At 39.5% G+C, this 25,878-nt stretch carries 27 protein-coding genes; 22 read left to right on the forward strand and 5 right to left on the reverse strand.

The window, feature by feature from the left end:
• The first annotated feature begins 30 nt into the window (after positions 1-30).
• Both AAG807_RS04550 and AAG807_RS04555 read left to right on the forward strand, forming a co-directional pair.
• Positions 31-2,457 (forward strand): TonB dependent receptor, encoded by a 2,427-nt coding sequence (locus tag AAG807_RS04550; protein ID WP_341901194.1) that lies wholly within the window; start codon positions 31-33, stop codon positions 2,455-2,457.
• A gap of 357 nt (positions 2,458-2,814) precedes the next feature.
• Entirely contained in the window at positions 2,815-4,347 is a 1,533-nt protein-coding gene (locus AAG807_RS04555) for a DEAD/DEAH box helicase family protein (protein ID WP_341901196.1), read from the forward strand.
• Between the two features lie 44 nt (positions 4,348-4,391).
• Here the strand turns inward: AAG807_RS04555 and AAG807_RS04560 are convergent, their stop codons facing one another.
• The gene (locus AAG807_RS04560) at positions 4,392-5,012 is read right to left on the reverse strand and encodes a carboxypeptidase-like regulatory domain-containing protein (protein ID WP_341901199.1); all 621 of its coding nucleotides are present in this window, start codon (positions 5,010-5,012) and stop codon (positions 4,392-4,394) included.
• A 266-nt stretch (positions 5,013-5,278) separates the two neighbouring features.
• Here AAG807_RS04560 and AAG807_RS04565 point away from each other — a divergent pair, with 266 nt between their 5' ends.
• The 14 genes from AAG807_RS04565 to AAG807_RS04630 all read left to right on the forward strand — a co-directional run bounded on the left by AAG807_RS04565 (position 5,279) and on the right by AAG807_RS04630 (position 15,792).
• Positions 5,279-5,638, forward strand: a complete 360-nt coding sequence (locus AAG807_RS04565) for a hypothetical protein (protein WP_341901200.1) — start codon at positions 5,279-5,281, stop codon at positions 5,636-5,638.
• A gap of 78 nt (positions 5,639-5,716) precedes the next feature.
• Positions 5,717-6,184 carry a hypothetical protein gene (locus AAG807_RS04570; protein WP_341901202.1) on the forward strand — a complete coding sequence of 156 codons (468 nt, stop codon included), beginning with the start codon at positions 5,717-5,719 and terminating at the stop codon, positions 6,182-6,184.
• Between the two features lie 42 nt (positions 6,185-6,226).
• On the forward strand, positions 6,227-6,691 hold the full coding sequence (locus AAG807_RS04575; RefSeq protein ID WP_341901204.1) for a hypothetical protein: 465 nt from the start codon (positions 6,227-6,229) through the stop codon (positions 6,689-6,691).
• A 25-nt stretch (positions 6,692-6,716) separates the two neighbouring features.
• Positions 6,717-7,157, forward strand: coding sequence for a DUF5362 family protein (locus AAG807_RS04580; protein WP_341901205.1), 441 nt, complete (start codon positions 6,717-6,719; stop codon positions 7,155-7,157).
• 118 nt (positions 7,158-7,275) lie between these two features.
• Positions 7,276-8,958: an energy-dependent translational throttle protein EttA gene (ettA, locus tag AAG807_RS04585; protein WP_341901206.1), complete on the forward strand. Its 1,683-nt coding sequence runs from the start codon at positions 7,276-7,278 to the stop codon at positions 8,956-8,958.
• Between the two features lie 84 nt (positions 8,959-9,042).
• Positions 9,043-9,258, forward strand: coding sequence for a VF530 family protein (locus tag AAG807_RS04590; protein ID WP_341901207.1), 216 nt, complete (start codon positions 9,043-9,045; stop codon positions 9,256-9,258).
• Positions 9,259-9,365: 107 nt separating this feature from the next.
• On the forward strand, positions 9,366-10,820 hold the full coding sequence (locus tag AAG807_RS04595; RefSeq protein ID WP_341901209.1) for an aminoacyl-histidine dipeptidase: 1,455 nt from the start codon (positions 9,366-9,368) through the stop codon (positions 10,818-10,820).
• A gap of 99 nt (positions 10,821-10,919) precedes the next feature.
• A complete protein-coding gene (locus tag AAG807_RS04600; RefSeq protein WP_341901211.1) occupies positions 10,920-12,128 on the forward strand; it encodes a sensor histidine kinase in 1,209 nt (402 codons plus the stop codon).
• A gap of 45 nt (positions 12,129-12,173) precedes the next feature.
• The gene (locus tag AAG807_RS04605) at positions 12,174-13,022 is read left to right on the forward strand and encodes a DnaJ domain-containing protein (protein ID WP_341901213.1); all 849 of its coding nucleotides are present in this window, start codon (positions 12,174-12,176) and stop codon (positions 13,020-13,022) included.
• 51 nt (positions 13,023-13,073) lie between these two features.
• Positions 13,074-13,295 carry a DUF3820 family protein gene (locus AAG807_RS04610; RefSeq protein WP_294862257.1) on the forward strand — a complete coding sequence of 74 codons (222 nt, stop codon included), beginning with the start codon at positions 13,074-13,076 and terminating at the stop codon, positions 13,293-13,295.
• A gap of 1 nt (position 13,296) precedes the next feature.
• Entirely contained in the window at positions 13,297-14,127 is an 831-nt protein-coding gene (locus tag AAG807_RS04615; RefSeq protein ID WP_341901216.1) for a J domain-containing protein, read from the forward strand.
• 1 nt (position 14,128) lies between these two features.
• Positions 14,129-14,905 (forward strand): DnaJ domain-containing protein, encoded by a 777-nt coding sequence (locus tag AAG807_RS04620; RefSeq protein ID WP_341901217.1) that lies wholly within the window; start codon positions 14,129-14,131, stop codon positions 14,903-14,905.
• Between the two features lie 203 nt (positions 14,906-15,108).
• On the forward strand, positions 15,109-15,285 hold the full coding sequence (locus AAG807_RS04625; RefSeq protein ID WP_341901219.1) for a hypothetical protein: 177 nt from the start codon (positions 15,109-15,111) through the stop codon (positions 15,283-15,285).
• 126 nt (positions 15,286-15,411) lie between these two features.
• Positions 15,412-15,792 carry a helix-turn-helix transcriptional regulator gene (locus AAG807_RS04630; RefSeq protein WP_341901221.1) on the forward strand — a complete coding sequence of 127 codons (381 nt, stop codon included), beginning with the start codon at positions 15,412-15,414 and terminating at the stop codon, positions 15,790-15,792.
• Here the strand turns inward: AAG807_RS04630 and mnmA are convergent.
• Positions 15,779-16,957 carry a tRNA 2-thiouridine(34) synthase MnmA gene (gene mnmA / locus AAG807_RS04635; RefSeq protein ID WP_341901222.1) on the reverse strand — a complete coding sequence of 393 codons (1,179 nt, stop codon included), beginning with the start codon at positions 16,955-16,957 and terminating at the stop codon, positions 15,779-15,781. The two genes, AAG807_RS04630 and mnmA, sit on opposite strands and share 14 nt — an antisense overlap.
• A 276-nt stretch (positions 16,958-17,233) precedes the next feature.
• Between mnmA and AAG807_RS04640 the strand changes: the two genes are divergently transcribed.
• Positions 17,234-17,956: a hypothetical protein gene (locus tag AAG807_RS04640; RefSeq protein WP_341901224.1), complete on the forward strand. Its 723-nt coding sequence runs from the start codon at positions 17,234-17,236 to the stop codon at positions 17,954-17,956.
• A 63-nt stretch (positions 17,957-18,019) separates the two neighbouring features.
• Here the strand turns inward: AAG807_RS04640 and AAG807_RS04645 are convergent, their stop codons facing one another.
• Complete coding sequence (locus tag AAG807_RS04645) at positions 18,020-19,795, reverse strand: ABC transporter ATP-binding protein (protein ID WP_341901227.1); 1,776 nt, start codon at positions 19,793-19,795, stop codon at positions 18,020-18,022.
• 93 nt (positions 19,796-19,888) lie between these two features.
• On the opposite strand from AAG807_RS04645, the gene AAG807_RS04650 reads away from it, so the two are divergent.
• From AAG807_RS04650 to yajC, 4 genes are read left to right on the forward strand one after another with little or no spacing between them, the layout of a single operon-like run.
• Positions 19,889-20,986: a Glu/Leu/Phe/Val dehydrogenase dimerization domain-containing protein gene (locus AAG807_RS04650; RefSeq protein WP_341901228.1), complete on the forward strand. Its 1,098-nt coding sequence runs from the start codon at positions 19,889-19,891 to the stop codon at positions 20,984-20,986.
• A gap of 21 nt (positions 20,987-21,007) precedes the next feature.
• Entirely contained in the window at positions 21,008-21,955 is a 948-nt protein-coding gene (gene nusB, locus AAG807_RS04655) for a transcription antitermination factor NusB (protein ID WP_341901231.1), read from the forward strand.
• Positions 21,956-21,959: 4 nt separating this feature from the next.
• Positions 21,960-22,364, forward strand: coding sequence for a DUF1573 domain-containing protein (locus AAG807_RS04660; RefSeq protein ID WP_341901232.1), 405 nt, complete (start codon positions 21,960-21,962; stop codon positions 22,362-22,364).
• Between the two features lie 21 nt (positions 22,365-22,385).
• A complete protein-coding gene (gene yajC / locus AAG807_RS04665; RefSeq protein WP_341901233.1) occupies positions 22,386-22,649 on the forward strand; it encodes a preprotein translocase subunit YajC in 264 nt (87 codons plus the stop codon).
• A 63-nt stretch (positions 22,650-22,712) separates the two neighbouring features.
• Here yajC and AAG807_RS04670 read toward each other — a convergent pair whose 3' ends face one another.
• On the reverse strand, positions 22,713-22,985 hold the full coding sequence (locus AAG807_RS04670) for a hypothetical protein (RefSeq protein WP_341901235.1): 273 nt from the start codon (positions 22,983-22,985) through the stop codon (positions 22,713-22,715).
• A 593-nt stretch (positions 22,986-23,578) separates the two neighbouring features.
• Positions 23,579-24,757 carry an acetyl-CoA C-acyltransferase gene (locus AAG807_RS04675; RefSeq protein WP_341901237.1) on the reverse strand — a complete coding sequence of 393 codons (1,179 nt, stop codon included), beginning with the start codon at positions 24,755-24,757 and terminating at the stop codon, positions 23,579-23,581.
• Positions 24,758-24,892: 135 nt separating this feature from the next.
• On the opposite strand from AAG807_RS04675, the gene AAG807_RS04680 reads away from it, so the two are divergent.
• Positions 24,893-25,876, forward strand: a complete 984-nt coding sequence (locus AAG807_RS04680; protein ID WP_341901238.1) for a DUF3078 domain-containing protein — start codon at positions 24,893-24,895, stop codon at positions 25,874-25,876.
• Positions 25,877-25,878 lie beyond the last annotated feature (2 nt).

Here is a 25,878-nt window from a genome sequence, read left to right on the forward strand (position 1 = left end):
GTATTTTTGTCCTTCATTTGCACCCATTTTATGCGCTTTACGCTTTTTACATTCTTTCTTTTAGCTAGCTTTTTTACATTTTCCCAAACAGTCAATGGAACAGGGTCGATAGATGGACGGGTCCTGGATTCCGTTTCGAAAACTCCATTGGAGTATACCATGGTTCGGGTTTATAATTCAACTGATTCAACACTTGTCAGTGGAATTTATACGGACGAAAACGGATCTTTTGTTTTAGAGGAAGTTAAATACGGCAAGTATTATATCTCTATTTCCAATCCGGATTATAAGACGAAAACCATTCCGAATATTTCCTTGTCAGCAAACAAATCCTTGCGTAAATTGGGGAATATCGCCCTGGTCAGTATCAATACGCAATTGGATGAAGTAGTTATCCAACAAGAGAAAAATCCGCTGCAATTAGGACTTGATAAGAAAATCTATAACGTTGGAGACGATATCGCGACTTCCGGTGGGAGTGTGACAGACGTTTTGAACAATATTCCTTCGGTTGAAATTGATCAGGACGGTGCAATTTCTTTACGAGGCGATGGAAATGTAACAGTTCTAATTGATGGGAAACCAAGCAATATGTCGGGAGGAAACGGAAAAAGTGTTCTCGAAGGAATCCCTGCAAGCAGTATTGAGCGAATTGAGATTGTTACAAATCCTTCCGCAAAATATGATCCGGACGGAACCTCCGGAATCATCAATATCGTGTTGAAGAAAAATGTAAAACGCGGAATCAACGGGAATATCGCAGCTACTGCAGGAACAGGAAATTTATATACGGGATCTTTGGGACTCAATTTGAGAAATACCCGATTCAATCTCTACGGAAACTATGCTTATTCTTATCGGGACGGTTACCGGAACAATTTTTCAGACCTGAATCAGATCAATGGCGATACAACTGTCAGTCTGAATCAGATGAGATATGGTGGAGACCTGAATGTGACACATACAGCCAAGATTGGAATGGATGTCTATTTGAAGGACCGGAATACACTCTCCTGGAGCATTGCAGGAAATGCAGGAAATCGCAAGCGGGTCGGAAATCAGATCAATACGCGTTATACTAATTTCGGTGATACTACGGGAGTTTGGACACGGAATTCTAGCGACCCGAATACCTCTCAAAACATTGATTTTTCCCTGGGATACAAATGGGATTTCAAGGACGATAAAGGTTCTTTGGATGCAAATGCTTATCAATCGCTTTCTCAAGGCTCAGATGAAGGGTTTTACTTGCAATCGTACGATTTTCCTGCCGGTATACCTTCAACAGATCAGCATCTTTACAGTCGGGAAGCGAATGATTTTACGACGCTCTCGTTGGATTTTATCCGCTTGCTGAAACATCAAATCAGAACGGAAAGCGGACTGAAAATGATTCAAAGGAATATGAGTTTGCGTTCTTCCTCGGAATCGATGGATGCTTCCGGAAATTATGTTCCGGATACGATTTCAAACTACAATTACAAGTATTTGGAGAGCATCTATTCCGCTTATGGGATCGTTGGTGGTCAGTTAAAGAAGTTCAGGTACCAGGCTGGAGTTCGTTTGGAGTACAGTATTCAAAATCCGAACCTGATTTCAAAGAGTCAGAGTTTTAAAAACGAATACCTCAATTTATTCCCTTCCGCAACGATTCGGTATGAAGTGAAAAAAGGAACGGAATTATCCTTGGGATACAGCAGAAGGATCAACCGTCCGAATTCAGGAAATCTGAACCCGTTCACGTCCTACGCTGATCCGTACAATTTGCGCAGTGGAAATCCGGCATTGAGACCCGAATACATCCATTCAATCGATTTGGGAGTGGATTACAATTCAAAGAAATTCATTTTGGCTTTTGCTTTATATCAGCGCTATACGAGTCATGTGATCCAGCGGGTGAAAGTCTTTTATGAAAATGGCACCTCGAACGGGACATTTGCGAATATCGACAATTCAGTGAGCTCCGGTGGTGAAGTGGTGGTGCAAATCAAACCTTTTCCGATTTGGAGAAACATGCTTTCATTCAATGGAAACTACATCACTTACAAAGATGATAATCCAAGCGCTAATTGGAATAGAGAAGGTTTTGTGTTTGGTATGAAATTCAGTTCCACTTTGGACCTGATGAAGAAAACGCTGACACTTCAGATCAACGGAAGATACAGTGCGCCGTCTATCACTGCTCAAGGAAAGATGAATCCGAGAGGTTCTATCGACTTTTCTGCAGACAAATCATTGTGGGATGGTAAATGGGGAATAGGATTGCGGGTGACGGATATCTTCAATACGCAAGGGTTTAACTTTGTGGTGGATCAGCCAACAGTATCTCAATCTTCTCAGTTCAAATGGGAAACAAGAAGAATTATTGTCAGCATCCGCTATCGCTTCGGGAAAACTGACTTAAAAGAGGAGAAACGCTCCAACGAAAACGGCGGAGGCGGAGGATTTGATTTTTAAGCTTTTTTAATCACGATCGGTAGTACCGGATAGTGGATTCCCAAGTGGATCAAAGCTTTGTCAAAACTCTTTGTGCTACTCTGTTTTTTTGCTTTTATCATTTTTGTTTTCATGATACTCATTTTGATAAACTTAAACAATTAATATGCCAATGTAATCGCTCATTTACTAAAACGTTTGAATCACTGATTTTAGTGTATGAGATAATAATTGATTAAAAAACGGGTTAGAATACCTATTGGATTTTCCATAGAAGGCGAAAAATGAACCATTTAAATAAAATTATGAGAATATTTAGTTTGCTTGTTGGGAATATCCTTAAAAGAACCGTACTTTTGTAACCCCTTTTTTTAACAAATGATCGACGAAGAGCTGTTTCAAGCAAAGAAATTATATCCATTTCAGGAGAAGACTGTAAATGCAATCATAGATGAACTGGATAAGAATGGTTCCGATTACAATCTACTATTCCAACTTCCTACCGGAGGTGGGAAAACCGTTATCTTTTCTGAAGTGGCAAAGAGTTATATTGAACGCTACCAAAAAAAGGTATTGATCCTGACTCACCGCATCGAATTATCCGTTCAGACATCCAAACAACTGAATGCAATCGGTATTTCCAATAAAGTTATTTCCAGTGATGTAAAGAATTTGATTGATGAAGAACATCATCCATGCTACATTGCAATGGTGGAGACCTTGAACAATCGTTTGCAGGAAGATGAGAACTTTGTGGATGGAGTAGGACTGGTAATTGTCGATGAGGCGCATTACAACAGTTTCAGAAAGATTTTCCAATACTATTCAGGAGCAAATATCTTAGGGGTTACCGCAACACCTTTGAGCTCGAATAAGGCTTTGCCTTTGAATGATCATTACAATAAGTTATTGGTTGGTGAAAGTATCGCGTCCTTGATTCAGGGCGGGTATTTGTCGGATGCAGAAACATTCACGTATGATGTGAACCTTCACGGTTTGAAAATTGGTACGAATGGTGACTTTACCGTAAGTTCCTCCGAAACTGTTTACGGAAACTACTTCATGCAGGAGAAACTCCTGTTTGCATACGAAGAAGTTGCTGTTGGCGATAAGACTTTGATATTCAATTCCGGAATCGAAACCTCCCTGCGTGTGGAGGAAACGTTCAAGAAAAGAGGGTATAAGATCCGTCATTTGGATTCCACTTTTTCAGATAAGGACCGGAAAGATGTCTTGCATTGGTTCAAAACTACCAAAGATGCCATCTTGACATCTGTAGGGATTTTAACTACCGGTTTTGATGAACCGACGGTTGAAACGATTATCTTAAATCGTGCGACACGTTCATTGACTTTGTATCATCAGATGATTGGTCGTGGATCACGTCGTTTGCCGAATAAGTCAAATTTTAAGCTGATTGACTTAGGTAACAATGTTCGTCGCTTCGGTTTATGGCAAGATTATATCAATTGGCAGGATGCATTCAGATTTCCGGACAGGTTCCTGGAATCGCGTTTGAGTGAAGATGATGACTTGGAATTTGAAGTTGAATTCGAATTTCCTCGCCACATGGAGCAGCTTGTTGATACCAACTTTTTGGAAGAATTCAGCATTCGTGATGTGTATTACGAATGCATCGATAAAGGAGAGAAAGGGAAACTGGCAGTTGATTTATCCTTGAGTAATCACTGTGAGGGAATCGTACGAAAAACAAAAGACCTGGATGACGCGATCATGATCGTTGACTCACTTCAGGATCATATAGAACACCGATTGAAGTTGTACACCAAGTGTATTGCCAAGAGTACTCCGAATTATTTCAAGTACCTGATGGAAACCTATAATCGTCAGTTACGCCAGGAAATCCGCATGAAATTTGACGAGATCGAGGCGGAAGCAGAGAGTAATTAAAAAGTAAGGGCGGAATCCCGTACGTACGGGACCGCCCTTACTTTTTAATAGCTGATCAGGATCTCCGTTGTATCAAAAGGAACTGTAGTCACGCTCAAAGTCCCGTTATTGGTTGTTCCTTGTACATCATAGAATATCTGATACGTGGTGTTTCCATTGTTAATACAATAAAAACTGGATTCTGTAATGTTATCCAATTGGATTTCACCCGTTGCGCAGCATTCGGTGCATCCGTTTTTTCCTGCCGTTTTATAGTATTTGATGATTTTGGTGCCATCACTTACAAAATGAAGTCTAGCCCAGGATTTTGCATAAACGTTATAATTGAAGGTGTTGTCATCTTCCAAAGACAAATTGTCCAATGTAGTGGTGGTACTCTCACTGAAGTAATTGTCCTTGCTTACGGTGATTGTAACGTTTTGGATCTTTTCCCTGTCCAGCTCATACGAATAGTTCCCGCTTGCATCCGTTGTCAAAGCCACTTTTTCAACTGCCGTTGGATTGGATGTTGTTGAAATGGCTATGGAAACCTTTGCTCCGGAAAGTGGAGCATTGAATGACGAATCATGAATAGTTCCCTTAATGGTGTATTTTAAATCTTTCTTTTTACAAGCGAAGCTGACAATGAGAAGGATGGTTCCAAAAAACAGGAAAATTTTCTTCATAATTAATTTTTTTAACAGAAATACAAATAAAACATTAATATCTAAACGGAGTTTCAACAAGTTGGATTGTTAACAACCTTTTTATTCCTTCAGAAATCAACTACTTTTTTACTCCGGGTTATGTCTTGTAACCCTGATTAATAAGGAGCTTTTGAGGGTTGTTAACTTAAATCTTTTGATAAAAAAATATTCACTTTTTTTAACAATCATGCTGAATCTACAAATAAAGATATTATTTTCGCCGTGTAACTCAAAAATTTATAATTATGTCAGAAAATTTAGACGCAACAACAATGAAGCCGGAAGGTAAAGGTGCTGCAGTAGGTGGATTTATTTTATCATTAGTTGGAATCGTTGTTCCATTTAATGTAATTGCAGTGCTTATGGGGTCTGCTGTTATGGCTTACATCGGTCTTGTACTATGTTTGGCTTCAGTAATCCTTTGTGCAATGGCAATGGGTAAATTGAAAAAAACTGGAGGTAAGCGCGGATTGGCTATCGCTGGTTTGGTGATTGGTCTTGTTGCTACTGTATGGTCAGCAATGGCTGTTATGAGCATCGGTGAAGCTATCGACGCACGTAACAAAGGTGTTAGCGAATTCCAAAAAGAATTGCGTAATATGTAATTCATATTTAAACAATATGTTTGAATCCCCGGTAGTTTTTGCCGGGGATTTTTTATTTTAGTCAAAACCGAATCAGCAATGGAGAACTGGCAAACAGAAGAATCAGTAGATAGTTTAGGAGTACAGTTGAAAAGTAAAAGATCCATTTTACTCACGGTTGTCTGTATTCTTACTTGGATAGGGTGTGGTTTTCCATTGGTGTTGGCAGCGCTTTCTCTTTTCAATTCGGATCTGTCCAAAGCTTTTGTTGATGTAAGCAGGTATTCCGGGGTTTGGTATTTTTTAGAGTGGTTCGGCTTTCCGATACTTTGCGCGCTTGGCGCGGTTTTCATGTTCCAATTAAAGCGCTGGGGATTCTGGATTTATTGTTTGGGTCAGATTCCACCGGTCGTTTTTTCCATCTACACAACCATTGGATTAACTAAAAGTTTGGGATCGGGTGTTTTCTTTGGATTATTATGGAATTGCTTCTCCATCGCTTTCGTGATCCTTTACGCTACTGAAATGAATAAATTGTCACGGAAACCGATTTCAACTGATTTTTAATTTCTATTTTAGCGACCTTAATAATTTAAACCTATTTTACTTATGGCTGGTGTGTTTGCCCTCCTTTTCCTTTTGTACCTGCTCTTTATTGGAGGGGTTATCACGGCGAGTGTGTTTTATGTTAAAAACCTGATGGATCTATTGAAGCAGGTTGATCCTAAAAACCGATTGGTTCATCCGGGGTTTGTCTGGATGTTGTTTATTCCTTTTTACGGAGCGGTGATTTATCCATTTATGTTATATCCCAGAATAGCCGAAAGCTTGAAAAAAGAGTTTGATGACCGCAACAGTCCGCAACCGGGAGATTATGGAAAATCACTTGGAATTGTCCTTCCGATTTTAATTTGCTGCTTTATCATTCCGGTTTTGAATATTTTGGCAATATTGGGCTTCCTGGTTATCGGGATCATTTTTTGGGTTAAAATGGCTCAATATAAAACAATGTTGAAAAGACTACCGAAGTCGGATGGAGTTCGGATTTCAAGTAACACCGATTTATTGGATTAACTAAACAACAAACAAAAAAACAATTATGGATACACTAGATCAAAATATTGAATTGGATAGCGAAAAGCTAAAGATCACGAATTCAATCAAACAAAATTTACTTACCACAGCAAAATGGGCTAGGTTCTTAGCGATTGTAGGCTTCATTTTCACCGGATTTTTGGGGATAGCATCTCTAATCATTTTGGTTACAGCAATGACAACCGGATTTGGTCCGCTTATCCTGATGGGATTTGTTTACCTTGTGTTAACAGTTGTGATGCTCTTTCCCGGGCTCTACCTGATTCGTTTTGCAGGAGCAACTGAAAAAGGATTGAATTCAAATAAACAAAGCGAATTTGATTACGGGATTGAGAATTTGAAATCCCTGTTCAAGTTCATGGGAATATATACGATTGTGTTGATCGGAGTTTACATTTTGTTTTTCCTGGCTGCAGGATTGACAGGAGTTGGAAGATTATTCTGATTTTTAAATAAAAGAGATGAAGGGAACTTGTTTTAAGTTCCCTTTTTTCATTTAACGGCGCTTATTTTTAGCCATTTTTCACCTAGAATGTTATCTTTGTTTTCCTTAAAAATTCAATATGTCTGACGATAAGAAAATCATATTTTCCATGGTTGGAGTTTCCAAAGTGACTCCTCAAGGAAAGCAAATCATTAAAAATATTTACCTCTCGTTTTTTTACGGTGCGAAGATTGGGATCATCGGTTTGAATGGTTCCGGAAAATCCACTGTTATGAAGATTATTGCAGGTTTGGATAAATCATATCAGGGTGATGTGGTTTTTTCACCGGGTTACACCGTTGGATATTTGCCGCAAGAGCCTGAATTGGATTTGAAAAAGACCGTGAAGGAGGTCGTGATGGAAGGTGCGCAGGAAATCGTGGATATTTTAAAGGAATACGAAGAGATCAATGCTTCCTTCATGGATGAAGATGTGTTGAATGATCCGGATAAAATGGACAAGCTGATTGCACGTCAGGGAGTTGTACAGGATAAGATCGATGCAGTTGATGCATGGGAACTGGATAACAAATTGGAGCGTGCAATGGATGCATTGCGCTGTCCGCCGGATGATCAGTTGATTGAAACCCTTTCCGGAGGTGAGAAACGCCGTGTAGCTTTATGTCGTCTCTTGTTGCAAAACCCGGATATCTTGTTGTTGGATGAGCCTACCAATCACTTGGATGCAGAATCGATTGACTGGTTGGAGCAACATTTGCAACAATATCAGGGAACTGTGATTGCTGTAACTCACGACCGTTACTTCCTGGATAATGTGGCCGGCTGGATCTTGGAACTGGATCGTGGAGAAGGGATTCCTTGGAAAGGGAATTATTCTTCCTGGTTGGAGCAAAAAGGTGCCCGATTGAAAGACGAAGAGAAAACGGAATCGAAGCGCCAAAAGATGTTGGCTCGAGAGCTGGAATGGGTGCGTATGAATCCGAAAGGTCGTCATGCGAAAAACAAAGCGCGTATCCAGAATTACGATAAGATGATGTCCGAAGAAATGAAGGACAAAGAAGTGAATCTGGAGATTCCGATTCCGAATGGTCCTCGTTTAGGAAATAATGTGATCAATGCAGAGCATGTGATGAAGGCTTTCGGGGACAAATTGTTATACGATGATTTGAATTTCCAATTACCTCCGGCTGGAATTGTTGGAATCATTGGTCCGAATGGTGCAGGTAAGACAACCATTTTCAAAATGATCATGGATGAATTGGCTCCGGATAAAGGAACTTTCGCTATTGGTGAGACAGTGAAAATCGGTTATGTAGATCAGACCCACAAAGATATTTCACCCGAAAAAACCGTTTTTGAAGTGATTGGTGGTGGAAATGAATTCATTGAAATTGGAAATCAAAAATTCAATGCACGCGCTTACCTGTCGAAATTCAACTTTGCAGGATCAGATCAAAGTAAAAAGGTAGGAGTACTTTCCGGTGGAGAGCGAAACCGTTTGCATTTGGCTATGACCTTGATGACGGAAGCGAATGTGCTCTTGCTGGATGAGCCTACGAATGATATCGATGTAAATACTTTACGTGCACTCGAAGAAGGAATTGAAAGTTTTGCGGGATGTGCAGTGGTTATTTCCCACGACCGCTGGTTCCTGGATCGTATCTGTACACATATCCTGGCTTTTGAAGGTGATTCCCAAGTTGTTTGGTTTGAAGGTTCTTATTCGGAATACGAAGAGAATAAGCGCAAACGTTTGGGAGATGCAGCGCCGAAGAGAATTAAATATAGAAAACTGGTTTAATTCAAAATGTAGAATGCAAAATGCAAAAATAGGAGTCTGGTATTTTTTTGAATTTTGCATTTTGAATTCATAATTTGAAGAAAAATGGATCCACTTCACGGAGTAACACTGGAAAAGATAGTCACCGAACTGGTAGAAGAGTTTGGTTTCGAGCGATTGGGGAAACTCATTCCGATTAATTGCTTTATCAGTAATCCAAGTATCAAATCAAGCTTGACTTTTTTGCGTAAAACCCCTTGGGCACGTACGAAAGTGGAAGAATTGTACATAAACAGAATTATAAACATCCGAAATAGTTGAATAATTCCGAATTCCTAATTCCGAGTTACGAATGGGAATTCTGATTGTTAAAATAATTTGACTGTCTAATTCGTAATTAGGCATTCGTAATTCGTAATTAGAAAAGCATGGAAGTAAGAGATTTAGAACCGAAAGCATTGTGGAATCATTTTGCTGATTTGAATGAAGTTCCTCGTCCCTCAAAAAAGGAAGAGCGTGTGATTGCGTTCATGATGAACTTTGGAAAGTCGCTTGACCTGGAGACGATTCAGGATCATATTGGTAATGTAATTATCAAAAAACCGGCAACCTCAGGAATGGAGAACAGGCAAACGATTGTGATGCAATCGCATTTGGATATGGTTCACCAAAAGAATTCGGATACGATCTTTGATTTTGATACGCAAGGAATCGAAATGTTGGTGGATGGCGACTGGGTAAAAGCAAACGGAACGACTCTTGGTGCGGATAATGGGATTGGAGTTGCCACGATCATGGCGATTTTGAAATCAACAGATATCGCACATCCTGCTATAGAAGCTCTTTTCACGATCGATGAAGAGACGGGAATGACGGGAGCTTTGCAGGTTGATGCTTCCAATATTTCGGGAACGATCTTGTTGAACCTGGATACGGAAGACGATGATGAATTGTCAATTGGTTGTGCCGGTGGTATCGATACGAATACGAAAACGGAGATCACTTATGAAGATCTTCCGAGTAACTATGTTTGTTTTGAGATCAAATTGAGAGGATTGCTTGGTGGTCATTCCGGTATGGATATTCATTTGGGAAGAGGAAACGCAAACAAATGGATGAACCGATTGTTCAAGCACGTGAAATCTCAGGTAGATTTGAAATTGTGCAGTTTGGACGGTGGAAGTTTAAGAAATGCCATTCCAAGAGAAAGTACGGCGGTTGTTGCTGTTTCAGAAGATGAGAAAACAAAATTCCATCAAGCAGTTGATCAGATAATCGCTCAAATCGAGTCGGAATATCAATCAATTGAAAAAGATGCGAACTGGACCATTTTTGAAAGTGGAGATTTAAATAGAGTAGTAAAAGATTCTGATTTTGAACGAATTATCAATTCTATTTATTCAGTTCATAATGGTGTTTATAGAATGAGTCCGGCTATTGCAAGCTTGGTGGAAGCATCCTCCAGTCTGGCGAAAGTGATGGTTGGTGACGATCAATTTACGACCCAATCTTTGCAACGTAGCTCGGTTGAATCTTCTAAAACAGATGTGGCAAATACCATTCGTGCAGCATTTGAAAGTGTTGGGATAGAGGTTGTTCAAGGCGGAGAATATCCGGGTTGGGAACCGAATGCAGATTCTGCAATTTTGAAAGTGATGGCTGATTTGTATCGTACGCAATTCAATGCAGAACCAAATATCAAAGCATGTCACGCTGGATTGGAATGTGGGATTCTTGGAAAACACTTCCCGGGAATGGATATGATTTCCTTTGGACCGAATATTCGTGGGGCGCACTCTCCGGATGAATGTGTTCAGATTTCCTCCGTCCAGAAATTCTGGAATTACTTATTGGAGGTGTTAAAGCAGATTCCAGTGAAATAATTGAAATGGCGCCAAAAAGGCGTCATTTTTTTGTTCCATTTTTTTCAATTTAAAGGATATCCAAAAAAAGATGCTTTATTTGTTCTTGAAATCTAAATGATGGATAAACTGAACACGAATTGGTTGGAGTTTCATGAAAAAATGAAATTCCGTCTGGTCTTGCATTTGCTTTACTTTTTCGCAGGGTTAATGGCCTTGGTGACGCTAGTCAACCTTTCCAATGAGCATTTTAGTGCCATGCCCAATTTCTTTGCTGTGGGAATGTGCATTGTTGGTTTGGTCGTAATTCATGTAACGAAAAATTACCGTTTGGTTGGTGCTATTTGTTCCATTTTGACTTTCTGTATTGTTTCCGGTGCATTCCTATTCCTGAAAGCAACGCATTATCTGACTCCGATTTGGATGATTGTGAATATCATGTTTACTTTTTTCATACTTGGAAAGAAGTGGGGGATTCCCATTTTGATAGTTCATTTCCTGGTATTGTTTTATTATCTCGTTTATATCCACGAGAGCAATATTGTTGCGGTAAAATCCTTCTCCGGGAACGATGTCACAACTTTTATCCTGGAATATTCCATTGTTGGATTTGCAATCGCCTATATCCTGAACCTATATGTTTTGACTACCAATTATTCGCGGATTGAGTTGATTGAGAATAATCAGAAGCTTTCGAATCAGAATAAGCTTATTTCTAAGCAGAATTCAGAAATGGAAGTGATGCTTCGTGAAATTCATCACCGCGTCAAGAACAACCTGCAGATCATTACCAGTTTGCTTCGGCTTCAGGCGAATAATATGGATGAGGAGCATGGCGGTTCCTATCAGGAAGCAATCGATCGGGTCACTGCAATGGCGATCATTCACGAGAAAATGTATCAATCCGGATCTTTATCCAAGTTTGATTTGGAGAAATACCTGAAGTCATTGGTGGATAGTTTGTTGATGAATTATTCCATCTCCAAAAAACCAACTTTCGAAATTCATGTGGAAGTGGAGGACATGAAGTCCAAAAGCATTGTCCCACTTGCACTTCTGATCAATGAGCTTTTGCTCAATTCCCTGAAACATGCTTTTCAAAGTCAGGATGATCCGAAGATTTCAATTAGTCTGAGTGAAAATGAAGCGGACAAGTCCAATCGCTTTGTTTTGGTTTACAGTGATAATGGATTGTGGGTTGCCGATTCTGTAGCTTCTTTCGGAACGGAGATCATTCAAGCTATGTCGGAACAAATGGAAGGCACATTTACGCTGGAAACGAATGATTTTGGGACGAAATATGTTTTTGATTTGGCTAATTTGAGCTAAATTTACCGGATTAAATGAAACACGCTAATACCTAAAAGGAATACGATGAGTTGGTCTTTGTTGCTGGATCTTTCAGCGAGTCATTTGCAGAAAATTGCAGAAAATGATCGGGAAGCTGAAAGGCAAAGGCTGATCGAGACATTGACTGGTTTGTCTCTTACGGTAATCATTATGTCAGTACCGGCATACTTTCTTATCCGATATGTTTATTTCAAGCTTAAAAAAGAGTTTCGTTTCAAAACAAAATTCAATCAGTACAATCATATCGATGCATTAGTTCTGCTCAGTATGAATGTGTTGAGGACCAATCCGGAGTGTTTTCAGGAAAAATGCATTTATCTGAAAGAATACATTGTTTACCTGTATCCTAAAAGTAATTCGTTTCACGAATCCTTGAAAATGTCTTACAATGATATATATCGTTCAGAGTCTATTGTGAATTGGTTGAATCGTTTTCATGTGGAGGAGGAGCGAAGGGATGTTGTACGCTTTTTGATTCATATGGCTGCTCAGGACGGTATAGTGGCTCCGCGGGAAAAATCAGAGCTTTTCCGGATTATAGATGCCTTTTCCCTTGCGCGGAAAGAATGGATTGATCTGATGGATGGTATCAATGATGCTTTTATGGAGCGACAAAATAGTTGGCGCAAAAGGCAAAGTTCTCAAAATAGAAATTATCGGGATGATTTGATTGTAAGGTCATTGGATTATTTCGGAATGAAGCGTGAAGCGATTGATGAGCAACTACTGAGGGATAAATACCGAAAGCTTGTGAAAGAATATCATCCTGACCGTCATCCGAATGCCACAGTGGAAGAACGCAACGAATTGGAGGTGAAGTTTCAGGAGCTTCAAGTGTATTATGAGGAATTATTGAAACTACTTGATAACTGATTTGGGGTGAAATTTGTTTTTGATTTGGCTAATTTGAGCTAAATTCACCGAATGGATGAACATCAATTAGTATCGTTGGCAAAAGCCAAAATGCCTTTTGGAAAGTATAAGGACCGCTACTTGATCCATTTGCCTGAAAATTACCTGGTTTGGTTCAAGCAGAATGGCTTTCCGGCTGGTAAGTTGGGGCAGCAATTGGAATTGATCTATGAAATCAAGTTGAATGGCTTGGAGCATTTGATTTATCCTTTAATGCCTAAATCGAACTATTGATATGATTCAGCTTAATTCATTTCTTTTAATTGGTGGTTACAGTCGTCGTTATAATTATTCACCGATGCCACCTGAGGAGCGTTTCTGGACGGGGATCATAGTTTTAGTATTGTTTGTAGGTGTGATCGGTTATGTGGTTTATAAAAGCCTGATAAGCAAAGATGCTGATGATGAAACTGATTCCGAATGGGATAAAGGAATCATCCCGTGGAACTTTCTCCCGACTACAGAGAATATTTATGAGATTTTTATAGCTTCAGCATGTGCGATTGTGGTGAGGGATTTGGATAATTACTATATGAAGTTCCCTTATATTGATAGCTATTTAAAGAAGAATTTTCGAGATCAATATTATTATGCGGAAGATTCGTATGCTTATTCCATGAGGCATGTGGTGCGAATTGATTCTCTTGCCGGTTGGTCTAATAGGAACCTGCAAAAAGGATGGAAGGTTAAATTGATTAACTTTTTAGCGGGAGTTGCTATATATGACGGTGGGATCAATAATGATGAGCAGCGCTATTTGCTGGCTCTAATGGCTAAGTTGAATTTAGATATAACTGATTTTGAGTCGATTTACCAGGAGAAACTGACACGAAAGAATGAAAGAACCTATCGCGCGGAGGCGCATTTTTCTAGGAAAGAGTCGTTTTATACCATTTTAGGTTTGGAAATGAATGCCTCCATGGAAGAGGTGAAGGCTACTTATCGTAGATTGGTTAAATTGACGCATCCGGATCGTTTTATGAATGAATCTCCGGAAGTTCAGAAACAGATGAGCGAAAAGTTTCAGGAAATTCAAATCGCTTATGAATCTATTGTAAATTCATGACATGTTGGTGATTGGGATCGTTTTTGGATTTTGTCTAATTCTTTTGGTTGTAATCTTAACCAGAAGACAAGTGAAAGATGTGAAAGAACGGAAAGTCAGTTCTGAATTGGTCCTGAAGCGCAGTTTTCAACCTCCTTCGGGAAAGAAAACTGAAAAAATGGTCTTTCAGATCTATGTTTTACTTGCTGCGTGGATGATGCGAAAAAATGCAGTTAAATCATTTGAAAAACAGTCTTTTATCGTTATTTATATCAATGAAAAGTTTAATATTGATTCGTTGATTGTGGCCAATGAATTGGAATTAGTGGGTGAAACATCCATTCATGTTCGAAGCGTTGCGAATTGGGTGATTCAGAAGATGACCGGATCTCAGGAGCGGGCAGAGCTGATCGATTTTCTCATTAATCTGGTTTTTGTAGATAATGAACTAATTGACCGCGAATTTACTGCGCTTGTTCGATTGGGCGAGTTGATTGGTGTGCAGTCTGTTTACATTGAAAAAAAAGTGATAGAACACCGTAAGCGTGTTTTTGGAGCTTCTGCAAACAATGAGCGACTTCACAGTATTGCAAATGTGGGGATCAGAAGAAAGATGGCGCTTGCAATATTGGATCTGGGACAAAATGCTTCGGAGGAAGATGTCAAGAAAAGTTACCGGAGACTCGTTAAGGAGTATCATCCGGATCGAAATCCTGATTTGGGTGAAGAGGAGCGAGCGATTCATGCTCAGCGGTTCCTGGAGATTCAGGATGCTTATGAAGAGCTTATTTCGAATTGATCTTCAATTTAGTTTCACAAATGTGCTTTTTGGTTTAAATGTCTGATTTTTAATTTTTTAAATCGACTTATTGGAATCGGTAATTAAATCAATTTCTATTTTTTTTCATTTTTTTTGATGGGATATGTAACCAAATGTGGATTCGTGGCGTAAATGGGTCAAAACGGAATCGCATTTAAGTTTTATATAATATGGAAAGCACAATGATTAATAACGCAGTAAGCTTGGCGAAAACAAAATTAGAGCGCCATAAAGCAATGGGAAAGAATAGCAACTTGAGTATTGTAGAGGTTGCCCGATTAATGGATTTGGTTACATTTGGACCGAATATGCCGTCGGTTACGAATAGCATGCTTTTCTTTGGATATAGTTCAAACTGATTGATTTAATATAGTATTGGAAGTCCTTTTCGCTACAGCGGAGAGGACTTTTTTTTGTGCTTAAATGTTACAAATGTGAAAATGAATTAGGATAGAATTGTAAATATTAAATGATACATTTGTATCATGGAGGTAAAAGACCGTTTACGTATGATTATGGATTCGCATAAATTGAATGCGGGATCCTTTGCGGATAGGATTGGTGTGCAAAGATCGAATGTGAGTCATGTGCTTAGTGGGAGAAATAAGCCGAGTTTCGACTTTGTGGAGAAGCTGTTGATTGCATTTCCGCGTGTTTCCGCTGAATGGTTGTTTACCGGTAAACAATCCAAGAAAGAAGTGGATGAAATGCCTGTGGCAAGCTCTGATGTTAAGACTGTCAAGGTGAATGATCCGGTTCTTTCGAAATTCCAAGAGGGTGGTGGTTCTTCACAAAAGAAGATTGTGAAGACTTTGGTCTTTTATGCCGATTTCACCTTTGATGTGTTTCTTCCTAATGAGAAATGATTCCTGAGCCTATCAATTCATCTACCAGATAAAGTGCTGCAAATTGACCTGGAGCAATTCCGCGTTGCTTTTTATTGAATAGGATGTAAAAGCCGTCTTCCAGGCGTGTTAATGTGCCTTTTTGAAGTGGTTGACGGTATCTGATACGTATATCAAACTCTTTCAAGTCCCCAATTTTCATCTGGAACAAAGGGTTGATCCAATGCATCTCGTCTGTTTCGATTTTTAAAGCCCATTTGTTTAGTCCGGGATGATCGTCCTTCTGACCGGAGTAAACCGTATTTGTTTCGGTGTCTATGCCGATTACAAAGGAAGGGTTGGGTCTTCCGCCGATGTGAAGTCCTTTTCGTTGTCCGATGGTGTAATAATGTGCTCCAATGTGTTTTTCAACTTCAGCTCCCATGGTTGGGGAGTAGATGAATTCCTTGCTTAGATCCACTACGTGGTTTAGGTCGACCGGAATATTGGAATAATCTACGAATTGATTTTCCAACTCGTTTATTTCTATTATTTTACCGTGGTTAACCTTAAGTTTTTGTTGAAGAAATTCGGGTAATGAAATTTTTCCTACAAAACACAATCCTTGTGAGTCTTTCTTCTCTGCTGTAACCAGGCCGATCTCTTTTGCAATGGCTCTAACTTCCGATTTTTGGAGGTTTCCAATGGGGAAGAGTGCTTTGGAAAGTTGTTCCTGGGATAATTGACACAAGAAATAAGATTGGTCCTTGTTGGGGTCCAGTCCTGCTAATAAGTGATGAATCCCGTCTTCTGTCGTGCTTTTCCGGCAATAATGTCCTGTGGCAACAAAATCAGCTCCCAGTTCCATGGCGGCTTTTAAAAACACGTCAAATTTGATTTCCCGATTGCAGAGTACATCCGGGTTAGGGGTTCTTCCGGCTTCGTATTCTGCAAACATGTAGTCTACGATGCGTTCCTTGTATTCTTTACTTAGGTCCAATACTTGAAAGGGAATTCCCAGGTGTTCGGCTACCAGAAGTGCGTCATTGCTGTCGTCTATCCACGGACAATCATTGGAAAGTGTCACGGTTTCATCGTGCCAATTACGCATAAATAAGCCAATAACCTCATATCCTTCCTGTTGAAGTAAATATGCTGTAACACTGGAATCTACACCGCCTGATAAACCAACAACCACTCTTTTCATGGTGCAAATTTACGAACTTTTAAAAAGCGTTTTTGAAAATTAGATTTCTTTCGAAAAATTAACAGTTACAAAAGTGAATTATTGGATAATACATTTGTAATCAGTGAATAGTGGCTTCAACTAAGCTCAGCCACCCGAATTGAATCTTTTTGTTTGAAGATGAAAGGAGACTGAGCGCTTGTCTGCCGAACAGGCAGGGAGTCGAAGTCTGCTTTGAATAATGTAAATATTAGTTAATGGGAAAGAAAGCCTCAAAAAAAGTCATATTTTCGCCCTATGAAACTGATTGTTCTAATCTTATTAATGGTATCGGGTAATGCTTTAGCTCAGCCATGCACAAAAGTTTGGTTAAGGGGGAAGGTAGAGGATACCTTGAATAAGCATACATTCCTGAATCTGATGGTGGTGAACACTTCCACCGGAAAAGGTGTTTTTGGTCAACCGGATGGAACTTTCGGAGTTTATGTGAGTAATAATGATTCGATTATCTTATCCGTCAAAGGGTATGAGCGTTATGGATTTCGGGTGATCGGAGATTCTTCCTGCCATTTTGATGTATACGCAGTTGTGGAACGGAAAGCGCGTCAGATTGATGAAGTAGTCATCAAACCGCTGAAATCACTTCAGGAAATCAAGGAAGAACGTGCTGCTTTGGCATTGAGAGAAACACGAACAATTACGGGGATTGAGGCTTTCCAAAGTCCGATAACGGCCTTGTATCAACGTTTCTCTAAAAGAGAACAATCCAAAGCGCTGGTTGCGCAAAAACAATACGAAGATTCGAAAGAAGAAGTAGTACAGGAATTGTTGAAACTCTATGTTTCTTATGATATCATTAAATTAAGCAACGACGATTTCATCGATTTTATTCGCTTCATGTCGATGGATGAGAATTTCCTGAAAACCGCAACTGATATCGAATTGATCACATTCATCAAGGATAAACTGGAGCACTACATGCTGCTTCATCCTGAAAAAGAGGTGGAAGACAAAAAGTAAAATGAGAAACAGAATGAATAGGAATTTTTATCCTCATTCTCGCTCTCATTCTCATTCTGAAAATTAGTCCTCAAACACCTTCGGTTCTTCCATCAATTGCTTGTCGTATAATTCACGATACTGACCGGTTGTCTGCAGTAGATCGGCAGGTTTTCCTTCTTCCACAATCCGACCATTTTCAAGGACCAGGATGTAATCTGCATTTCTTAAGCTGGAAATTCGGTGGCTTACAATGACGGAAGTTGTTTGTTGCTCCTGATTCAAGCGCTTTAAATTTCCAAGGATGATTTCTTCTGTTTCCGTGTCTACTGCTGATAAACAATCGTCTAGGAGTAAGATGTCCGGCTTACGGATCAATGCACGGGCAATACTCACGCGCTGTTTCTGTCCACCGGAAAGATTCACACCACGTTCACCCAAAATGGTTTCGAATTTATCGGGAAAGGCTTCTATGTTGTGTAATACATGAGCGTTTTTGCTTGCTTCGATTACTTCTTCCTTTGTGGTCGATTCCAGGTTCAATGCCCCGAATGTAATGTTATTGTAGATCGTATCCGAAAACAGGAATACATCTTGCGGAACAACCGAAAGGTGCTTTCTGTATTCTTTTAGATTGATGGTAGAAAGTTTTTCTGAATTGTAAGTTATCTCACCCGCACTTGGATCCAGTTGACGGACGATTAGTTGCAGGAGAGTTGATTTTCCGGAACCTGTTTTTCCAATGATTCCCAATGTTTCACCTCGTTTCAATGTGAAGTTGATGTTGGATAATACATCTGGTAAATCCGGTTTGTAGCGGAAAGACATGTCGGTGAATTGGATTTCCTGGAAGAGTTCCAAAGATGCTTCCGATTGGTTTTTGATTGCAGGTTCCGTTTTTAGAAATTCATTGATGCGTTCCTGCGATGCAGCTGCGCGTTGATTGATGCTCGTTACCCAGCCGATACTGGCAAATGGCCATGTTAAACTGTATATCAATAGAATGATTGAAACAATATCACCTGTTTTGATTGTTCCATCAAAGGTCAACATTCCTCCGACGTAAATGCTTAATAAGGTGCTTGCACCAATCAACAGTGAAATAGTAGGCATGAACAATGCATTGGTGCGAACCAGGCGCATGGTTTTGGTCAAATAGGATCTTGAACTTGCTTCAAAATTTTGCTTGGCGTGTTTTTCCTGAATATAGGCTTTAATCACACGAACTCCGGAGAATGTTTCCTGGCTTAGTGTGCTTAAACGGGATTGTTCCTGTTGGACTTCCTTGCTCAGTTTATTCATTCGGGAGGAAACCAGATAGATTAAGCCAGCCATAATTGGAAGCGGGGCAAGAGCATAAAGTGCCAATTCAGCATTGACTTTCAACATTTGATACAAGCTGAAAGGGAACAGTACCATTAGGTTGATGGTATACATGACTCCCGGACCCAGATACTGGCGGACCTGTGAAACATCTTCTGAAATGCGGTTCATTAAATCACCGGTCGATTGACTTTTATAGAAGCTGTAATCCAATTGCTGGTATTTATCGAAGATCTCATTTTTCAGGTCGAATTCGATGTAACGCGACATGACAATCAATGTCTGGCGGGTCAGAAATAGGAAAAATCCCTTAATTATGTTAAAAAGTATAACAAGTCCGGCAAGACCAAGTACAGTCCAAAACAAGGTTTGACCAGGGCTCAGTTTATTTTCTCCCGAAAGAAAGTTCATGGATTGACCTATAAAAACAGGGATTTGAGCACCAAAGTAATTACCGGCGATAATACAGAGAATACCAAGGAGGAATCGCCAACGGTATTTGAAGAAATATTTGTTTAAATAGCTTAGAGACTTCATTCGATAAATTTCCTATTTTTGCGAGCGCTAATGCGATTTTGTTCGAATTACAAAATTAGCCATTCGCATTGAAATAAAGATTAAAAGTCGCGTATGTTTGAAGTAAAAGAAGTCAAAGATTTAAATCTGGCTGAAAACCCCGTTATTTCTCAAATGAGTATGTATAACCACGAGCAATTGTTATTCTGTAACGATACTGCAACTGGTTTGAAAGCAATTATTGCTGTACATAACACCGTTCTAGGACCTGCTTTGGGAGGAACTCGCATGTGGATGTACAACAATGAAATGGAAGCTTTGAATGATGTGTTGCGTCTTTCAAGAGGGATGACTTACAAGAATTCAATTTCAGGATTGAATCTGGGTGGTGGAAAAGCAGTGATCATTGGAGATTCGCGCTCAATGAAATCAGAAGCTTTATTCCGTCGTTTCGGGAAGTTCGTAAACTCATTGGCTGGAAAATACATTACTGCAGAGGATGTGGGTATTTCACCTGTTGATATGGTTTGGGTTTCCATGGAAACAAATCACGTAGTTGGTTTACCGGGAAAAAGTGGAGATCCATCTCCTGTAACTGCTTATGGCGTTTACATGGGAATGAAAGCATGTGCTAGTCAACAATTCGGGTCTGATTCATTGGCAGGTAAAAAAGTGGCTGTTCAAGGTGTTGGTCACGTGGGAGAATACTTGGTGAAACACCTGGTTTCCGAAGGTGCTGAAGTAACGATTACGGATATTCATCAGGAAACGTTGAAAAGAGTTTCGGATCAATACGGAGTGAAAGTGGTTGGTTTAGACGAAATTTACGACGTACCAATGGATATTTACGCTCCTTGTGCGTTAGGTGCAACGATCAATGACGACACGATCAATCGCTTGAAGTGTTCAATCATTGCAGGAGCAGCAAACAATCAATTGGCAAATGAAAAAGTTCACGGTCAATTGGTAAAAGACAAAGGGATTATTTACGCGCCGGATTTCGCATTGAATGCAGGTGGTGTGATCAATTGTTATTCCGAAGTTGCAGGTTTATCTGCACAATGGTCTATGGCGAAAGCAGAAGAAATTTACTCGACCATTGGAAATATCGTTTCCCGTTCAAGTGCTGAAGGTGTTCCAACCTATCAAATTGCAAACAAGATGGCCGAAGAGCGCATCGAATCAATCGGTAAAGTGAAATTACCACTATAAAAGTTAGGAGAGTAGTTTATAATGCTGAATAGAAGACATTTACGAATTAAAGTTTTGCAAGCCCTTTATGCCTATTTCCAGGCAGACGAGGAGAGCATCAAGAAAACCGAAAACGAATTGATACAAGCTGTGGATCGTATTTACGATTTGTATTTGTATCTGTTGCTGAGTTTTGGTGAATTGAAAGATATTGCAGAACATCGTATTGAAGAAAATAAAAAGAAAATTCGTCCGACAGATGAAGATTTGAATCCCAATAGAAGATTTGTGGATTCGGTAATCATTCAGACTTTGCAGGACAGTTATTCATTGCGCGAGGCTTCGGAAGACCGCTCTGTAAACTGGATCGGTGACGAACACCATGAAATGTTCCGCAAGATCTTCATTCAAATGAAAGAAGGGGAAACCTGGTTTGCTCATATGAATAGTGAATCGACAGGTTTTGAGGAGGATAAGAACTTCATGATCAACCTGTTTAAGGCGGAAATCGCAAATTCACCCTTGATTTATCACTTCTTTGAAGAGAAAAGTATCCATTGGTTGGATGATATTGATTTGGCTTGTCAAATGGCTATCAAATCAATCAAGGCGATGGAAGAGGGTGAGAAGTTTGTCGCAATGCCTTTGTATAAGGACAAGGAAGATGAACAAGAATTTATTCGGACTTTACTTCGTAAGACCATTTCGATGGACTCTGAAAATTTAAAGTTGATTGATGAATTGACTGATAACTGGGAATTGGAGCGGATTGCCAAAATGGATATTCTCCTTTTGAAAATGGCGATTACAGAACTTCAGGTATTCAACAATATTCCTAAAAAGGTGACTTTGAACGAATATATTGAGATCTCGAAATTCTATTCAACTCCTAAAAGTCATGGATTTATCAACGGAATCCTGGATAAGGCCGTTGATAGATTGGTAAAGGATGGTAAAATTGCTAAACTCGGAAGAGGTTTAATGGATTAATGTTATGAGAAAAATGATGTTTTTATTCCCGATGGCTATCGGGATGGCTTTATTGACAGCTTGTGGATCTGATTCTCCTTCAGAAATTGTTGGATACAAGACCACTATGAAGATCGCCAGCGTTTTTAATGCAGGAAAAATTGCAAGAGGTGAAGTGATTCACGCTAATTTTGTAGTGGAAAACACAGGTGATTATCCGTTGGTATTATCTGATGTTTCAGGATCTTGTTCTTGTACGGTAGCAGATTGGAGTAAAGATCCGATTGCACCGGGAGAAAAAGGATTTGTAAAAGCAAACGTAAAGACGGAATCCTTTTCAGAAGGACCGGTTACCCGAAGTGTAACCATTTTGTCGAATACAACGCCTCCGAATACCAAAGTGGTAGTTGAGGCAAATATTATCAAGTAATTAAAAATAAAAAATAGAGTTATGCAAATTATAATGCTCGTGTTGATGTTAGTGGTGTTTTACTTCTTTTTAATTCGACCACAACAGAAAAAACAAAAAGAGCTTAAATCGTTTCGTGAGAATTTGAAGCAAGGTGATAAAGTAGTCACTATTGGTGGAATTCACGGTAAGGTCCTTGAGATTACAGATACAACAATTTTGATCAGTTGTGAAGGTACCAAATTGCGTTTTGAAAAATCTGCAATTTCTACGGCAGTTGCTGAAAACTTGGGAGTACAGGCTTAATCCAATCGGATAAAAAATTATAAAAAGGTCGGGGTGAAAAATTTTTCGCCCCGACCTTTTTATTTATGCAATATATGTCTTTGTGAAATTCATGGAGAAAGTCGTTGCATTCTCTCTTCTGTCACGACGTCTGTTGACTCTTCTTCGTGTGCGTCTTCTCACACGTCTGCGTTCTCCCGGAACTGCCTGTGCGAAAATTTGCCCTGAAGATTCTGTTGAGAATAAGGCACTGGTAGTATTTTCTGCTGAAATACCTTCTGGTGTTTCCATGCTAAGCATGCTTAAGGATAAAGCTCCATAAAGGAAAGTGCTCAAGATGATGTGTTTTGCTTTCATAGTTTTGAATTTAGTAAGTATGTGCTTTGTATAAGATTATCAAAATGCGGAAAAGTTTAAAACAAAAAGAATGCCATTTATTTCTCATACATGTCGATTGGTGGTGCTTTTTTTATTGTCTCCCGCAGATTGCGCAGAGAACGCAGAAGTTTGAATGTTTATTCACAATGCTTAAATTTATTTCCGGAATAAATAGGTCAACATTTTAATCATTATCATGAATGCATTCGAAATTTTAAAATTCACAAAAAAGTATTTCCCTTTGGTTAGAAAGGAAGGTGTTGAGTTTGATGATTATGTAAATACTATTGAGGGCTTCTGATTATCAAAATGCAAAAGTAAGATGTGTAGAAATTATTAAGGGGTAAAAATCAAATTATACGGACACTAAATTTGCTTTGTTAGAAGAAGCATTGAGTTATTTGCCTGCAACTAAGATAGATTTTATTTAGTTTCTATTTTTTTTCTGTGTAATCAGCGATATCAGCGAGAGAAATTGGTGCTATGCATCCGTGTTCCTCTGTGCTCGTCCATGGGAAAATTAAAAATGCCACCCCCGAAGGAAATGGCATTCAATTTATAGTGAATTTCTATTAGATATTCTCAATAATCATAGCAGAAGCGCCACCGCCACCGTTACAGATTCCGGCACCACCGATCTTTCCTCCGTTTTGTTTCAAAACATGAATCAATGTTACGATGATACGTGATCCCGAACTTCCAAGCGGGTGACCCAAAGCAACAGCTCCACCGTTCACATCCACTTTCGCAGGATCCAATCCTAAGATTTTTGTATTTGCCAATCCAACGACAGAAAATGCCTGGTTCAATTCCCAGAAATCTACCTGGTCAGTTGTCAAGCCAGCTTTCGCCAACGCTTTTGGAATTGCTTTGGAAGGTGCAGTTGTGAAAAACTCAGGTTCGTGAGCAGCATCTCCATAACCAACAATTTTCGCGATTGGTTTCAATCCGTATTTTTCAACAGCTTCTTTGGAAGCCAGGATCAATGCAGAAGCCCCATCGTTCAATGTGGAAGCATTTGCAGCCGTGATGGTACCATCTTTGTCAAAAGCAGGTTTCAACGACGGGATTTTATCTAAAAATACGTTTTTGTATTCTTCGTCTTCGATTACCATGATCGGATCACCTTTACGTTGAGGAACAGAAACTCCAACGATTTCATCATTGAATTTTCCAGCTTCCCAAGCGGTAGCAGCACGTTTGTAAGAAGTGATTGCAAAATTATCCTGATCCTCACGAGTGAACTCATATTTTTTAGCTGTCAATTCAGCACATGTTCCCATTGAAACTTTACTGTAAACATCCAATAAACCGTCTTTTGTAATTCCGTCCAACATCGTGATGTTTCCGAATTTCACACCGTTTCTTCCATCTAAATAATGAGGAGCCTGGCTCATATTCTCCATTCCACCGGCAACTACGATCTCATTATCGCCAGCTAAAATTGTCTGAGCACCCAACATGATGGCTTTCATTCCTGAAGCACAAACTTTGTTGACAGTTGTACAAGGAACCGTATTCGGCAAACCGGCACCAAGAGCTGCCTGACGTGCAGGAGCTTGTCCAACACCAGCCTGGAGTACATTTCCCATGAACACTTCATTGATTAATTCAGGCTTCAATCCTGATCTGTCCAATGCTCCTTTAATAGCAGTTGATCCTAACTGAGTAGCAGGGATGGAAGATAAACCTCCCATAAACGCTCCCATCGGAGTGCGGACCGCAGCAATAATGTATACTTCTTTCGACATAGCAATTTTAAATTTCGAACCCAAATTTACTCATTTTTCTTCTTTTATGGAGTTGTTTAGACGATTCTAAATCAGCTTTGTTTATTTAATATATGATTTAACTAAATTTGTAACTTTTTTAAAACCGAATTACTTATGAAAATCATTATTCTCCTCTTGACAATCCTGACGAGTTCACTTGTTTTTTCTCAGGCAGATCCTGAAAAGTTGCGTGACGAAATCAAGAAATTGGATGCCTTGCATGATTCATTGATGCCGAAATATTGGACGGTTACCAGTTTATTCGGATTGTCGGGTTCGCAAACAGCTTTTGTAAACTGGGCAGCCGGTGGTAGAAATAATGTGGCTGTTTTGGGATTTGTGGATTTTTCTGCGATTTATCAGAAGCGTCGGATCAAATGGACCAATGATGTGAAATTGGCACTGGGTGGAATGTATTACACGGATTCAACCGGTAAAAAACAAGGACTTCAAAAAACGGATGACCGGATCGATTTGGCATCTTCGGTAGGATATGAATTTAAGAAGTATTGGTTCTTAACTGCCATTGGAGGTTTTAGAACACAGTTTTTAGATGGATTTAGCTTTCCAAATGATTCTATGCCTATTTCCAGATTCATGGCTCCGGGATACGCTAGTTTCTCCTTAGGAATTGAATATGCTCCGGTGAATTATTTCAATGTGTATTTATCCCCGATTGCAGGTAAGATGACCTTTGTGAATGACCAGAGATTGGCAGATGCAGGAGCATTTGGGGTACAGGCGGCAGAATTGGATACCAGTGGAAATGTGCTGAAAAGAGGGTTGCGTTTCAGAAATGAGATCGGGGCTTACTTCAGATTGCGCTTCCAAAAGGAATTGTTCAAGAACATTGAAATGAAAACCCGTTTGGAATTGTTTAGTAATTACGTGAACAATCCACAGAATATTGACGTGAACTTTGAAAACATCTTCACTTTTAAAGTGAATAAATGGTTTCAGGCATCCCTTCAGTGGAACCTGATCTATGATGATGATATCGATATTCGCGACTCAAAAGGAAAAACCGGACCGAGAACACAATTTAAATCGGTATTAGGTATCGGAATTTCATACACTTTAACGAATACGAAAAAGTAAAA

This window comes from Fluviicola taffensis DSM 16823 (assembly GCF_943372375.1).
Lineage (GTDB): Bacteria > Bacteroidota > Bacteroidia > Flavobacteriales_D > Crocinitomicaceae > Fluviicola > Fluviicola taffensis_A.